The organism is Methylocaldum marinum (genome assembly GCF_003584645.1).
GTDB classification, from domain to species: domain Bacteria; phylum Pseudomonadota; class Gammaproteobacteria; order Methylococcales; family Methylococcaceae; genus Methylocaldum; species Methylocaldum marinum.
Genome location: NZ_AP017928.1, coordinates 2,425,765 through 2,439,764, shown reverse-complemented (window position 1 = coordinate 2,439,764; position 14,000 = coordinate 2,425,765). Strand labels below are relative to the sequence as shown.

Sequence of the window (14,000 nt, the reverse complement as noted above, 5' to 3'; positions counted from 1 at the left end):
AGCGTACGATGTCTTGCGGACTAAAAAGGGGATGTATCTGCATCGGCATCGTTCAGCCCAGCGCCAGATCGAGATAGACATCCGACTTTCGGCGGAGTAGCTCGATTCGGTCGAGTAGGTTCGGATCCAGAGCCTCGCTCAGGCAAGCGTCGTACGCGGCGGGCGGCGCCGTCGGCGGGACCAGGTGTTTTTGGCCGTTGACCCAGGCCATCAGGTTTTGAATCTTGGTGGCCCGATAAGGGGAGGTTTCGCAGACGAATGGTTTGCGGTAGCGGAGCGCAAATGCGCAGCCGTGGAAGAAATTGGTCGCCACGGCGGCCGCACGCGCCATGGCATGGGCGAAATCATGGGGCCCGGCGGTGATCCACTGGCGGTTCGCCCAGTCGTTCCGGTAACCCAGGCTGAGCAGCAGATAGCCGCGGGATTCGGCCCAGCGCCTGACCGCACGGCCGAACGCTTCGGAAAAATTGTGCCCGTAGACCGCAACGAAAGGCCGAACCGGCCCGCGCCAGCCTCCGTCCGGCTTCGGCATGAACTGAAGACAGGGATCGAGCACCAGTTCGGGCTCGAAGCCGAGAGCGTTCTTGATGATGTCGCGGGAGTTCTGGTCGCGAACCGATATGGCGTCGAACGCGCGCAGTCGGTCCGCCCAGATCGGATCAAGTCCGTTCGAGGCATTGTAGTTTCCGAAACTGGCCGCATAGGCAACCAGCCGCGCCCGGATGCCGACCCCGAAGAACAAAGGGCATCCACCATACCAGGGATGGGCCAGATTCCAGACCTCGTCGCTTCCGACCACAACCCGTTCGAACCGGTCGAGGACCTTCGGATGGTCGAGATCGAAGCGCGGGGAGCGCTGGAAGGAGGCGATGGTACGTACGAACTTGGCCAATTTCAGGGCGTAGAGCGGGTAATCCGTGCCCGGGACCGGCGTGGGCAGGACCGGGCGCAGCGCACACATCCATTCGGCGAGTCTGATCCGCCAGGAATCGTGATCGACGATTACGGCCGGGTACCCGCGCGAACGAAGTCCCTCCACTAAGCAACGGGCTTGCCAGTAGCTGCCGTAATTGATGCAGCGGTGAAAGGTCAGGACGCCCGTCCCGGAAGCAGGCTTTTCCATTCGATTTCGGCTATTCGCTCTTAACGATTAGATGGCACGAGACTAACACCGTGCGTATCGGTCTTAGAAATATGTTGGTCTACGGTGATCCAAGCTTCGAAGAACCGGCCACAACCGCACTCACCCGGGTTCGGGAGTGGGCCGAACGGGCTGGCGGCAAAGAATGGGACGCCCGCCGCAGGCTACTGATCGAAGCCGGACAACTGGAGCTGGCCCTGGCCGACCGGTTGGGAAACGATCCACTCGTGCAGCGTATCATGACGGTCACCGATCTCGCCGCCGATGCGTTTCTCGGTCACGCCGATCTCGGGCCATTTCAAAAAGCGCTCGCCGAGATTGAACTACCGCCGGATCTGACGGTGCGCGTCAAAGTGCCGGAAGGATTCGCGTTCTACGCGCTCTACCCGGAGCAATACGCCGAAGCCGCGAGACGATGGATTCGCGATCATGCGGATTCGGGTTCGAAGCGCGCGGCGGTGGTCGGCATTCGCAGCATAGGCACCGGTCTTTCGGCTGTGGTGGCGCGGGTGCTGGTCAAGGCCGGCTGGAGCGTGCGACGGCTCACGGTTCGGCCCACGGGGCATCCCTATGTCCGACGTGCGGAACTCCCGAGCGGGGCCGTTCGGGGAGCGGTTTTCGGACTGGTGGCGGACGAAGGACCGGGACTGTCCGGTTCGTCGATGGCGGCCGCGGCGCAAGCGCTGGTCGAAGCCGGTATCGACCGATCCAAAATCTTCTTTTTTCCGGGACACCCCAGCGGACCCGGACACGCCGGAAACGAGGACGTGCGGCGATGGTGGGCCGACACGCCGCGTTACGTCGTTGGTTTGAACGAAATGACCTGGAACGGCCGATCGCTAACGGAAGAGCTGGCCTGTCGCAGCGGCCCGTTCGTTCGGGTGGATAGTCTGAGCGGCGGAATGTGGCGTCGCGCCGTCTATGCGAGCGAAGACGAGTGGCCGGCGGCATTCGCGGCGTTCGAACGGACCAAATACCGGGTGGTGCGGCGTGACGGTTTCTCCGTGCTGTGGAAGTTCGAGGGTCTGACCGGCGGAGCCGAGGCCGCCCGCGATCGCATGGCATGGCTGGCGAAGCGCGGCTGGACGGGGGCTCCGCTGGACTCCGCCCACGGTTTCGTCGCCAGGCCCTGGATCGACGGAAAACCGCTATCGCCGCAATGCCGTGACGCGGCGGTATTGGACCACGTCGGGCGCTACATCCTCGATGCCGCCGATTCGGTGCTGGCGATTTCCGAACAACACACAGCGCTGGAGCGCCTGCGCGAGATGCTGTACTGGAATACGCGGGAAAGCCTCGGCGAGGCCGCGGCGGAGCGCACCCTGCGCTGGAAGCGGTCGATTCCCGTGCGCCCCGTGCCCGCCTGCGGCGACGGGCGGATGGGGCCCGAGGAATGGATACGCCGGACCGACGGCAGGCTGATCAAGGTGGATTGCACCGGGCATTCGGCGGACCACACGGCGGTGGGGCGTCAGCCCCTGGTTTGGGATCTGGCGGGGACGATGGTGGAATGGCGGCTTGATGACGAAACGGCCCGGCCCTTGTTGAATGCGTTCGTCGACGCGGGCGGAGAGCCGCCGGCTTTGGAGGCGATGGCCTTCTATCGCGCGGCCTATGCGGCGTTTCGCCTGGGACAGTGCGCGATCTGCGCCGGGGCGAGCGATCCGAACGAACGGCGGCGGCTTCATCGCGCCGGAGACTCGTACAAGGCGCAACTGGTTCGAATTCTCGCTCAGTCGTAGGTTGGCACTCCCTTGCCGGCAGAGACGCTCGGTCGGGGCGTGAACGTCGGGAAAGGATTCCCGACCTACAGGGTGGCACTGTCGTAGATACTGTCTTCAGAATCACGATGCAAGCGCAAAATTGGGATTGAACGGTTGACCGGATTTAAGGACGCCGTAGGCGAGGACGAGGAGCTTGCGCATGGCGGCGCCCACGATGAGTTTGCCGTTCTTGCCTTGGGCTTTAAGGCGCTCGCAGAAGGTGCGGATCAGTGGGTTATGGCGCCGGGCGACGATGGCCGGCATGTAAAGGGCTTTGCGGAGCAAGGCATCGCCGGTTTTGGATAGACGGGTGTGGCCTTTCCATTTTCCGGACTGGTGCTCTTTGGGCGAGAGGCCGGCAAAGGCGGCGACACTGCGCGCGTTTTCGAAGCGGTGAACGTCGCCCAGGGCGGCCAGCAGCACCGGGATCGTGGCATTGCCCAAGCCGGGAATGGTGTCGAGCAGGTCACGCCGTTGGCGGAGGTCCGGATCGTGGTCGATGTGCTCCCGGATGCGTGTTTGGGTCGCGGCGATCTCGGCGTCGAGGGTGGCGAGCACGGCTTCGATGGAGGGGCGTACGGTGGGGTCGGCCCCGTCCAGGCGGTTGCGTTCCATCTGCCGCATCTCGAGGAGGCTCTCGAGCCGACGGACCAGCGCTTGTAATTGGCGCACGGCCAGCGGAGGCGGCTGCCAGAGCAGAGGTCTTTGGCTATGACAGAAGCGGGCGATGAGCTTGGCATCGGTCTTGTCGGTCTTGGTGCGGCTCAGTTCGGCTTTGCCGAAGGCGTGGATTTGGGCGGGGTTGACCACGCTGACGGCGAGGCCGTGGTCGACCAGGAACAGGGCCAAGCCCTCACCATAGCGGCCGGTGGCCTCCAGACACACGTGGGGCGCTGGGAAGGCCTGCAGCCAGGCCAGGAACGCCTTAAACCCTTCGGGCGTATTCTGGAAGACCTTGGTTTTGTACTTGCCGTTGCGGAGTGCGGCGGCGTCGAACTTGGCTTTGGCGATGTCGATACCGATGGGGGTGAACGTCATGAAGTCTCCTTGGGGTTCGTTCGGGAACGATGAAGGGGCCGATCGCTCGGAACCGCTCCTGCCGGGTTCAGCCTTATCCATCCAGGGTTCTGCCCAAGGCAGCCCTACGATACTGTTCGAACTCAATGGCGAGGAAGGGACGCTGGGGGACGATCTACGGCGCGGGCTTCAGGCCCAAGGTCGGCAACGTCTTGCCCAGCGTCTGGGTCCGATGATCAGTCGGAGATTCTGCCTCTTGTGGAACGCAGAATCGAGATATAAGGTCGGCAATCCTTTGCCGACACAGACGTTCGGTCGGGGCGTGAATGTCGGGAAAGGATTCCCGACCTTGTATTATGAATTCCGTGTGGTTCGGAAGGGGTTGGAGAAGACTCCCGACCGGTCACCCCAGGCCTGGAGGGCGCTCCAGGTTTGAGCGACTGGATGCCGTTCCCGCCCTTGGGACACCAAGCCCGTTGCGTCGATCGATGCAGCAGTCGCTCACCCTCATCGAGCGATCGAACAGTATCTTCGGCCCGGCTTGCCGGCAGCCCGCATTCACAAGGTAGATCATTTGAGGTTCATGATGCCCACGTTTTATCTCGGAATTGATGTCGCCAAAGCCAAACTGGACTGCGCGTTACGCCTCCCCAACGGGAAGTTCCGAACCAAAGTCATCGCCAACTCCCAAGACGGGTTCGCCACCCTCGTCACTTGGCTCACCGGCCCAGAGGCACGGAATGTTCACGTGTGTATGGAAGCCACTGGGGTGTATTGGGAAGACGTCGCCCAGTGCTTGGCTACCCAAGGATTCACTGTCAGCGTCATCAACCCCGCCCAAATCAAAGCCTATGCCGCTTCCCGCTTAACCCGGACCAAAACCGATGCCGTTGATGCGCGCCTCATCGCCGAATTTTGCGCCGAACGCCATCCGCCTCCCTGGCAGGCGAGAAGCGAAGCCGAAATCGCCTTGCGCGCGCTCGTGTTGCGTCTGGATGCGTTGCAAGCCCTGCGGACCCAGGAAAGTAACCGCCTGGAGGTCGCCCGCGACGCGGTGCGCACCAACATTCAAGAACACCTGAATTGGCTCGATCAGCAGATCAAGAGCCTGATCAAAACCATCAATGAGCACATCGACTCTAACCCCGATCTGAAGGGGAAGCGCGAATTACTCGAGAGCATCCCCGGTATCGGGGAACGCACCATCGCCATTCTGCTCGCCTTCTATGCCGAGCCCAGCCGCTTCGCCAATAGCCGACAAGCCGTCGCCTTCGCCGGGCTCGACCCGCGCCGGCAGGAGTCCGGAACGAGCGTGAAAACCAAGCCGCGGCTGTCCAAAGTCGGCCATGCCTTCTTGCGCAAAGCCCTCTACATGCCGGCCATGGTGATCCTGTATAAGACCGCTTGGGGCCAGCCCTTCAAGAACCGGCTCGCGCTCTCGGGCAAGCCCGCCAAGCTCATCATCGGTGCCATGATGCGCAAGCTCCTCCAGGTCGCTTTCGGCGTCCTCAAGTCCGGAAAACCCTTCGATCCAGCACTCCATGGCACTTGACCCGGATAACAGTATCTACTCGCGAGTGCCCGTACAGATAGTTTTCATACCATTATATCCGGTGTACGGAATTGTCAGACGCTTGGTCGGGAGGTGACGTCGGGAAAGGATTCCCGACCTACAAGGTGGCACGGTTGTAGGTCGGCAATCCCTTGCCGACGAAGACGCTCGACCGGGCCATGACGTTGGGAAAGGATTCCCGACCTACTCGCGAGTGCCCGTACAGATGGTTTTCATACCATTATATCCGGTGTACGGAATTGTCAGTTTAATAGGGCATGGGCAATTCGCTACCCGTATTGTTGACGCAAAGCACCCAGGGGCCGTGATCGAGCAGGGCGACGACGCTGACCGAGGCCAGTCCGATCTCGATGCGGCTGAATAGGTCCAAGGGCACGGCCACAAAATAGGCGAGGGCGGCTTTGATGACGTCGCCGTGGCTCACCAGGGCGATGCAATCGTTCGGATGATCCTCGCGCAGGCGCAGCATTTCCGAGACGATGCGGGTCTGCGTTTCGATCATGGCTTCGCCCTCGGGAATGCGCGTGCCGCTGCGAAAAGCGTTCCATCGGGCGAAAACGTCCGAGCGGCGGAGCTCTTCGAGTTTTTTGCCGGTCCAGTCGCCGAAGTCGATTTCGTTGAGGCTTTCGAGCACTCGAACCGGAAGATCGAGCCGTTCGGACAGATGGCGGGCTGTTTCCAGCGTGCGTTCGGCGGGGCTGGAGTAGAGGGCGGAAACGGAAAGACGGGCGACCCGTTCGGCCATGGCGCGGACCTGGTCCCAGCCGAGGTCGCTGAGATACACGCCCGGCGTCCTGCCGGCGATGACGTCTCCGCCCAGGCGATGCGCGCCGTGACGGATCAGCAGAAACGTGGTCATCGAGCGTAGCGCCGGGTCATTTCGACGCAGAACTCGGCGAATTCCTCCATGCGTTGCGGCGGACTGGTGTGGTGGGGATTGATGCCGCGGTGCTCGGGGGTGAAGCAGTAGGTCACGGTGACCCGGAAGGGTTCGAGCGCGCGCATCTGTCTATCGAACCAGGCGAGCGCGTCGGGCCGGAATCGGTCGGCCCAGCTCAGGCCGGTGCGGAGATAGGTGACGCCCAGATCTTTCATGATCCGCACCGCGTCGTCGAGCCGGTGATCCTCGAAATGGAACCACTGGCACAGTCCCATGTCCGGCGCGTACTCGCAGAAGTGGCGGAAAGCCGGTTTGGGCGTGCCGTCCTCCCGCAGCAGGCCCATGTAGAAATGGCGGTAATAGGCCGAACCTTCGGCCTCGCGGTGGCGGGTCGTCGCCGGCCAGGCTCGGGGCAGGTCGTACAGGCTGTACCAATGGATTCGCGGCGCCATTCCCAGCAGCAGTTCCGCGGTTCGCTTAAGGCCGAATTCCTGCACTTCCTCGGCGCCGAAGCTGGAGACGCCGACTTCGGAGATCCAGATCGGCTTGTCGTCGACGATGCCGCGAATTTCCTCCAGCTTTTCGGGCCACTCATGGATCTGCCAATGGTTCCAGTCCAGCGGAAAACCGTGGACGGCGACCGCATCCATGCGCCGAATGACACCGAAGCTTTTCATCCGTTCCATGAACGAGGGATCGATGGGCGAGATGCCGCCGAGCACGATCGGGAGACGCGGATGTTCGGCGCGCAGGGCGTCGGCCGCGAGATTCACCATTTCGGCGAAGAGGCGCCAGTCCCGGTCGATCTCGAAATCCCAGTGGGATTTATTGTTGGGTTCGTTCCAGAGCATCACTGCTTCGATCATGTTTCCTCCTCATAGACCGTTAAAGCGACGTAGCCCGGATGAAGTGCAACGAAATCCGGGATGATCGGAGCCGCGGGATTCCCGTATTCCACTGCGTTTCATACGGGCTACGAGTCTGTAGCGGCTCGGCCAAGGGCTTCGTCGGCAAAGGCTTGCCGACCTACCGCCGTGCCATTGTGCAGGTCGGGAATCCCTTCCCGACGCGATGCTTCGGCTTACGGATTCCCGCCGCGGCTGGGATAGACCGCCCGATGATCCCACTCTTCCAGGTTCAGCTCTGTCCTGCGGCAGACGCAGACCTCTTGCTCGGGACGGGCGAGAATCTCGAAGCCGGCGCTGCGCAGCATCGCCTCGGTGCAGGCTCGGTTGGGAATCCACCAGTTGGTGGGGTCGCCGGCATAGCGGTGCTCGATGAAATGCATCCTGGGAAAACCGGGACGGTCGAATACCTCCCATTGCTCGAAGCCGTAGTCGCGTCCCACCGCCTCGATCTCCGGGCTGCCGCGCTGCATGGACTGGAACAGCAAAAGGTCGCGGGCGGCGTGTCGATGGATCAGGTCCAGCGCCAGCAAAGGATGGCGCAGGTGATAGAACACGCCCATGAAGATCACCAGGTCGAAGGTTTCACCGAGAGCGGCAACGTCGTACACGGACAGAAGGCGAAATTCGATGTCCAGCCCTTTGACCTCGGCCGCGAAACGCGCCTGGGCCAGATATGCCTCGTCGGAGTCGATGCCGACGACCCGCTCGGCGCCGCGCTTTTTCATCTCGATGGCGTAGAAACCCGCGTTGCAGCCGATGTCGAGCACCGACCGGCCGCTCAGATCGGCGGGAAGGGCGGCCGCGAACTGCCGCCACTTGACGGCGGGATAATCGCCGAGGAAATGGTTCGGGGCGGTGCTTATGCCGCCGAGGTCGAGATTGTGGAACCATTCGCCCAGCTCGCGGATGCGCCGCTCGATGCGCTCGCGGGTCCAGACGGTGGTCCCGTCCGTTTCGGTGGGTTCGATCATGGCGACTCCGTCAACGCGGCGCCTTGCCGCGTATGAAGGCCTCCGTGCGGACACGGGCCTCGGCATCGGTGAACTGCTCGGGCGGCGACTTCATGAACCAGGCGGCCGGTCCGATCAGCGCGCCGCCGATGCCCCGATCGAGCGCCAGCTTGACGCAGCGCACCGCGTCGATGACCACGCCGGCGGAATTGGGCGAATCCCAGACTTCCAGCTTGAGTTCGCCGTGCAGCGGCACATTGCCGAAGGTCGTGCCTTCCAGCCGGATGTAGCAGAACTTGCGGTCGGTGAGCCAGGGCACGTAGTCGCTGGGGCCGACGTGCGCTTCGGCGTCGGACAGGGCATGGTCGAGCTGGCTGGTCACGGCGCGGGTCTTGGAGAGCTTCTTCGATTCCAGCCGTTCCCGTTCGAGCATGTTGAGAAAATCGGAATTGCCGCCGAAATTGAGCTGATAGGTGCGGTCCAGCCGGACGCCGCGCTCGCGGAAAAGATTCGCCAACGCCCGGTGGACGATGGTAGCGCCCACCTGCGATTTGACGTCGTCGCCGATGAGGGGGAGGCTTCTTTCCTCGAAGTGCTTCCGCCAGCGAGGGTCGGACGCGATAAAGACGGGAATGCAGTTGACCATGCCGCAGCCCGCTTCGAGAGCCTGCTCGGCATAGAATTCGGTAGCCTTTTGAGCGCCGACGGGCAGATAGGAGACGAGCACGTCGGTTTCGGTGTCGCGGAGGACCTGGGCGATATCCGCGGGCGGTTCGGGCGATTCTTCGATGACGTCCCTGAGATACTTGCCGAGGCCATCGAGCGTGACGCCGCGGCGGACTTCGACGCCGATTTCGGGGACTTCGCGGAACCGGTAGGTGTTGTTCGGCTCCGCGAAAATGGCCTCGGACAAGTCCTTGCCGACCTTGCCGACATTGACGTCGAAGGCGGCGGAAAACTCGATATCGGAAATGTGATAGCCGCCGAGGTTGACGTGCATCAGACCGGGGACGGCATCGCCGTCCTTCGCCTTGCGGTAGAACTCGACACCCTGGACCAGCGAGGATGCGCAATTGCCTACGCCGACGACGGCGGTTCGTACCTTCTTGCGATGCATACTCTCTCCTTGAGCATGTCTGGCGGACCGCGAACGGCCAAGGAATCGCCCGGTCACGGCCGCGGTTTCCTCTCCAAAATAGGCGCAATGCCCATTGCCTACTGGGAGCGCCGGAGGAAAGTAGATCTCGGTTGGAATATCTTTTTCGAGATTATTTTTGGCAAGAAGTTCGCGGCAGGCGGCGGGTTACGCTACGCTCGTTCGCCCGACCACGGTTTTGTCGGCAAAGGACTGCCGTAGAAGGAATCCACGCGCGAATAGCCGCAACGTCGGTATGAAAATGCTCTAGCCCGTCTCCGTTACCGAAGCTGCCGATGCCGCCGGCAATGGCGCGCCAGAGCAGGCTGGACCCACCTGTAGCCGTCGGGCCAAGGGGTTCGTCGGCAAAGGATTGCCGACCTACGACCATACCACCCTGTAGGTCGGGAATCCTTTCCCGACGTTCACGCCCCGACCGAGCGTCTTCGTCGGCAAGGGATTGCCGACCTACCCCATTAGGTCGCGAATCCCTTCCCGACATCACGCGGCTCGGCCCGCGGTTTGCCGCTGGATTCCCAAGAAGGTATCCACGCGCGAATAGCCGTAAAGGCGGTGTGAAATTTAGCCCGTCTCCGTTACCGAAGCTGCCGATGCCTCCGGCAATGGCGCATCAAGGCAGACAGGTTCCGTTCGAGGGCAGCCCGAGAGCGGGGCTACAGGTCCGGTTGTCAGCGAAGCCGCTCCCAAACAGGCTCTTTCAGAAGAGGATATCCGGTTTCAGGAGCACGGCTACAACAAAGCTCACAACGAAGCCCCACCCGGCCCAGGTGGTCGCAAGGACAATCCAGCGCCACCAGCGCGGTGCCAGGTCGATCGTGATCACGTGACCGGTCGCTCGATGAAAGCGCGGCCACGTCATGCAAAGTCCGAGGGCCAAGGCGGACTGCCCGGGCAAGGGCAGGGTCGGCTTGATCAGTTCGCGCCCGGTCCGGCGGCGATGCCAGGGCATGAGAACCCACTCGATAAAGAAGGCGCCAGCGATCATGACGAGGCCACTTGCGCCCCAAATCAGGGCAACTACCGCAAAAATCACTTCCCCGGTGCTCACCAGTCGGCCACCCTTTCCGTCACGTCGTAGATGAACTCGCCGCCTTTCGAACCAACTATGCTGCCCGCATATCCTCCACCGAAACTGCCGATGCCCCCGACGCCACACTGCCTGATCGAGCACCTTCGTCGGCAAGGGATTGCCGACCTACAACCGTGCGCCCCGTAGATACTGTTATCCGGGTCAAGTGCCATGGAGTGCTGGATCGAAGGGTTTTCCGGACTTGAGGACGCCGAAAGCGACCTGGAGGAGCTTGCGCATCATGGCACCGATGATGAGCTTGGCGGGCTTGCCCGAGAGCGCGAGCCGGTTCTTGAAGGGCTGGCCCCAAGCGGTCTTATACAGGATCACCATGGCCGGCATGTAGAGGGCTTTGCGCAAGAAGGCATGGCCGGCTTTGGACAGCCGCGGCTTGGTTTTCACGCTCGTTCCGGACTCCTGCCGGCGCGGGTCGAGCCCGGCGAAGCCGACGGCTTGTCGGCTATTGGCGAAGCGGCTGGGCTCGGCATAGAAGGCGAGCAGAATGGCGATGGTGCGTTCCCCGATACCGGGGATGCTCTCGAGTAATTCGCGCTTTCCCTTCAGATCGGGGTTAGAGGCGATGTGCTCATTGATGGTTTTGATCAGGCTCTTGATCTGCTGATCGAGCCAATTCAGGTGTTCTTGAATGTTGGTGCGCACCGCGTCCCGGGCGACCTCCAGGCGGTTACTTTCCTGGGTCCGCAGGGCTTGCAACGCATCCAGACGCAACACGAGCGCGCGCAAGGCGATTTCGGCTTCGCTTCTCGCCTGCCAGGGAGGCGGATGGCGTTCGGCGCAAAATTCGGCGATGAGGCGCGCATCGACGGCATCGGTTTTGGTCCGGGTTAAGCGGGAAGCGGCATAGGCTTTGATTGGGGCGGGGTTGATGACGCTGACAGTGAACCCTTGGGTAGCCAAGCACTGGGCGACGTCTTCCCAATACACCCCAGTGGCTTCCATACACACGTGAACATTCCGTGCCTCTGGGCCGGTGAGCCAAGTGACGAGGGTGGCGAACCCGTCTTGGGAGTTGGCGATGACTTTGGTTCGGAACTTCCCGTTGGGGAGGCGTAACGCGCAGTCCAGTTTGGCTTTGGCGACGTCAATTCCGAGATAAAACGTGGGCATCATGAACCTCAAATGATCTACCTTGTGAATGCGGGCTGCCGGCAGGCCGGGCCGAAGATACTGTTCGATCGCTCGATGAGGGTGAGCGACTGCTGCATCGATCTACGCAACGGGCTTGGTGTCCCAAGGGCGGGAACGGCATCCAGTCGCTCAAACCTGGAGCGCCCTCCAGGCCGGTGGTGACCGGTCGGGAGTCTTCTCCAACCCCTTCCGAACCACACGGAATTCATAATACAAGGTCGGGAATCCCTTCCCGACGTTCACGCCCGGCCGACCGTCTTTCAGAAGAGGGTATCGGGTCACAGAAACAAAAGTACGATAAGGGTCGGGAGAGAGGCCCATCCGGCCCAGATGGTCACAATGGCAATATAGCGCCACCAGCGCGGCGCCAGGTCGATCGTGATCACGTGACCGGTTCTTTTCTGGAACCAAGGTGATACCAAGCAATGGCCGAGGGTCAAGGCCGCCACCCCGACCCCGGGCGGGGTCGGCTTGATCAGCTCGCGCCCGGTCCGGCGGCGATGCCAGGGCATGAGAACCCACTCGATAAAGAAGGCGCCAGCGATCATGACGAGGCAACTCAGTACACAAACCAGGGCTACTACCGCAATAATCACGTCCCCGGTGCTCACCAGTCGGCCACCCTTTCCGTCACGTCGTAGATGAACTCTCCGCCCTTGGCAACGCCTATACCTCCAGCATATCCACCGCCGAAACTGCCGATGCCGCCGACGATGACGCATCAAGGCAAGCCGGTTCCATCCGAGGGAAGCCCGATGACGGGGCTACAGATCCGGTTGCCGGCGAAGCCGTCCACAAACAGGTTCTTTCAGAAGAAGATATCGGGTTTCAGGAGCACGGCTACAACAAAGCTCACACCGAAACCGAATTCGGCCCAGGTGGTCGCAAGGACAATCCAGCGCCACCAGCGCGGCGCCAGGTCGATCGTGATTACGTGACCGGTTCTTTTCTGGAACCAAGGTGATACCAAGCAATGTCCGAGGGTCAAGGCAGCCACCCCGGGCAAGGGTGGGGTCGGCTTGATCAGCTCGCGCCCGGTCCGGCGGCGATGCCAGGGCATGAGAACCCACTCGATAAAGAAGGCGCCAGCGATCATGACGAGGCCACTTACGCCCCAAATCAGGGCAACTACCGCAAAAATCACGTCCCCGGTGCTCACCAGCCGGCCACTCTTTCCGTCACGGCGTAGATTGACTCGCCGCTTTTCGAACCAAGTATGCTGCCCGCATATCCTCCACCGAAACTGCCGATGCCGCCAACAATGGCGCACCAGAGCAGGCTGGACCCACCCGTAGGTACACCGAAGGCAAGGCTGCAGGCCCCGTAGGCGGCAGAGCCGCCCAGTGCACCTCCACCAACACTGCCGACTAATCGCCCGGTTTCACCGGCGATGCGCCGGTTCCGGTCCGGGCGGTTTTCCTCGATGTGGCGCTTGATCTCGGCCGCCGACCAGGCGGTATCCACGGCGATGCCGATATGGCCGAGCGCCTTGGCCTGTCCGGCTGCCCGGTTCAGCCCGGCGATCCGTTGACGCAGTTCCGGTATCCCGCCGGCAGCGGAGCCCGCTTGCCGCCAGCGGTGAACGATGCGCTTGCTGGAGAGACCCAGCCTGCGGCGGATGAGCGGTTCGTCGGGACCGACCAGGCCGCGGCGCAGCCAGCCGCGCAGCGAACCGTCGAGCCGGTTCAGCAGTTCCCGGCGGCGGTGCTGGAAGGCCGCGCCGCTCAACTTGCCCGAGGCCGAATAGGTGTCCTGGTAGAGTTTCTGAAGCTCGTTGAGAATCTTGGTGATATCTTCGATCTGACGCTCCCCGGCGTAGGCATAAGCCCCGAGCCCGCCGGGCGTCTGCAGTGTCTGCGTATATTCCAGCAGTTCGTAAAGCCGGTTGGTGATCTCGGGGTGCTCGATCGGTCCGCGGATGCCGCGCGGCCAGAACCGAGGGTCGCGCAGGTTGGCGGCAAGCTGGACCTCGGCGGCCGTGCAGGCCTGACCGGTCGGTACGACCAGCATGGTTCCCGGTTTCAGGAAGGTGTCCTCCGTGATCTCGTTGAGCTGGAAGAACCAGGCCAGGTTGGCCGAATCCGGGTTGTGGTAGACCTCGCGGGCGTGGTCTGCCGCCATGACGGGCTTCTCGACGATCGAAAAATGGGGTTTGGTCCGCGTTTCAGCCATGTGTCCTTGCTCTCCTCGATGCGAATTTCGGAAAGAATAGACGCATTTCCCCCAAGGTCAATGGTGAAAGAAGAAATACGCGACAAGACTACAAGCGTCCAGGACCGCCATTACTCCCCGAATACCCGAGTCCGAAATTGCCGAGCCCGGTCGATCGTGATTGCGTGACCGGTTGGCTAGGTAGGGCGGGTTAGGCCGCCAGGCCGTAACCCCCGCACGCCG

The 14,000-nt window shown here is 62.2% G+C and carries 15 protein-coding genes; 4 read left to right on the top strand and 11 right to left on the bottom strand.

What is annotated here, in order from left to right:
* Positions 1–52: 52 nt before the first annotated feature.
* A complete protein-coding gene (locus sS8_RS10565) occupies positions 53–1,123 on the bottom strand; it encodes a polysaccharide pyruvyl transferase family protein (RefSeq protein ID WP_119629614.1) in 1,071 nt (356 codons plus the stop codon).
* Between the two features lie 50 nt (positions 1,124–1,173).
* Here sS8_RS10565 and sS8_RS10560 point away from each other — a divergent pair, with 50 nt between their 5' ends.
* Positions 1,174–2,883: a hypothetical protein gene (locus tag sS8_RS10560; RefSeq protein ID WP_145986493.1), complete on the top strand. Its 1,710-nt coding sequence runs from the start codon at positions 1,174–1,176 to the stop codon at positions 2,881–2,883.
* Positions 2,884–2,985: 102 nt separating this feature from the next.
* Here sS8_RS10560 and sS8_RS10555 read toward each other — a convergent pair whose 3' ends face one another.
* On the bottom strand, positions 2,986–3,942 hold the full coding sequence (locus tag sS8_RS10555; RefSeq protein ID WP_119628531.1) for an IS110 family RNA-guided transposase: 957 nt from the start codon (positions 3,940–3,942) through the stop codon (positions 2,986–2,988).
* Between sS8_RS10555 and sS8_RS10550 the strand changes: the two genes are divergently transcribed.
* Positions 3,941–4,357 carry a hypothetical protein gene (locus sS8_RS10550; protein ID WP_119629612.1) on the top strand — a complete coding sequence of 139 codons (417 nt, stop codon included), beginning with the start codon at positions 3,941–3,943 and terminating at the stop codon, positions 4,355–4,357. The two genes, sS8_RS10555 and sS8_RS10550, sit on opposite strands and share 2 nt — an antisense overlap.
* Before the next feature lie 150 nt (positions 4,358–4,507).
* Positions 4,508–5,473 carry an IS110 family RNA-guided transposase gene (locus sS8_RS10545; RefSeq protein ID WP_084161956.1) on the top strand — a complete coding sequence of 322 codons (966 nt, stop codon included), beginning with the start codon at positions 4,508–4,510 and terminating at the stop codon, positions 5,471–5,473.
* Positions 5,474–5,741: 268 nt separating this feature from the next.
* On the opposite strand, the gene sS8_RS10540 is transcribed toward sS8_RS10545, so the two are convergent.
* From sS8_RS10540 to sS8_RS10525, 4 genes are all read right to left on the bottom strand, one after another.
* Entirely contained in the window at positions 5,742–6,353 is a 612-nt protein-coding gene (locus sS8_RS10540) for a histidine phosphatase family protein (protein ID WP_119629611.1), read from the bottom strand.
* Positions 6,350–7,240, bottom strand: coding sequence for a glycoside hydrolase 5 family protein (locus sS8_RS10535; RefSeq protein WP_119629610.1), 891 nt, complete (start codon positions 7,238–7,240; stop codon positions 6,350–6,352). The genes sS8_RS10540 and sS8_RS10535 overlap by 4 nt, the downstream gene beginning before the upstream one ends.
* Before the next feature lie 215 nt (positions 7,241–7,455).
* Complete coding sequence (locus sS8_RS10530; RefSeq protein WP_119629609.1) at positions 7,456–8,253, bottom strand: TIGR04290 family methyltransferase; 798 nt, start codon at positions 8,251–8,253, stop codon at positions 7,456–7,458.
* Between the two features lie 10 nt (positions 8,254–8,263).
* Positions 8,264–9,349, bottom strand: a complete 1,086-nt coding sequence (locus tag sS8_RS10525) for an inositol-3-phosphate synthase (protein WP_119629608.1) — start codon at positions 9,347–9,349, stop codon at positions 8,264–8,266.
* A gap of 87 nt (positions 9,350–9,436) precedes the next feature.
* Between sS8_RS10525 and sS8_RS28075 the strand changes: the two genes are divergently transcribed.
* Positions 9,437–9,589 (top strand): hypothetical protein, encoded by a 153-nt coding sequence (locus tag sS8_RS28075; RefSeq protein WP_170161034.1) that lies wholly within the window; start codon positions 9,437–9,439, stop codon positions 9,587–9,589.
* Positions 9,590–10,085: 496 nt separating this feature from the next.
* On the opposite strand, the gene sS8_RS10520 is transcribed toward sS8_RS28075, so the two are convergent.
* The 5 genes from sS8_RS10520 to sS8_RS10500 all read right to left on the bottom strand — a co-directional run bounded on the left by sS8_RS10520 (position 10,086) and on the right by sS8_RS10500 (position 13,778).
* The gene (locus tag sS8_RS10520) at positions 10,086–10,436 is read right to left on the bottom strand and encodes a hypothetical protein (RefSeq protein WP_145986492.1); all 351 of its coding nucleotides are present in this window, start codon (positions 10,434–10,436) and stop codon (positions 10,086–10,088) included.
* A 183-nt stretch (positions 10,437–10,619) separates the two neighbouring features.
* A complete protein-coding gene (locus sS8_RS10515) occupies positions 10,620–11,585 on the bottom strand; it encodes an IS110 family RNA-guided transposase (RefSeq protein ID WP_119632714.1) in 966 nt (321 codons plus the stop codon).
* A gap of 299 nt (positions 11,586–11,884) precedes the next feature.
* Positions 11,885–12,217: a hypothetical protein gene (locus sS8_RS10510; RefSeq protein WP_145986491.1), complete on the bottom strand. Its 333-nt coding sequence runs from the start codon at positions 12,215–12,217 to the stop codon at positions 11,885–11,887.
* A gap of 197 nt (positions 12,218–12,414) precedes the next feature.
* On the bottom strand, positions 12,415–12,765 hold the full coding sequence (locus sS8_RS10505) for a hypothetical protein (RefSeq protein WP_145986490.1): 351 nt from the start codon (positions 12,763–12,765) through the stop codon (positions 12,415–12,417).
* A complete protein-coding gene (locus sS8_RS10500; protein WP_119629604.1) occupies positions 12,762–13,778 on the bottom strand; it encodes a hypothetical protein in 1,017 nt (338 codons plus the stop codon). The genes sS8_RS10505 and sS8_RS10500 overlap by 4 nt, the downstream gene beginning before the upstream one ends.
* Positions 13,779–14,000 lie beyond the last annotated feature (222 nt).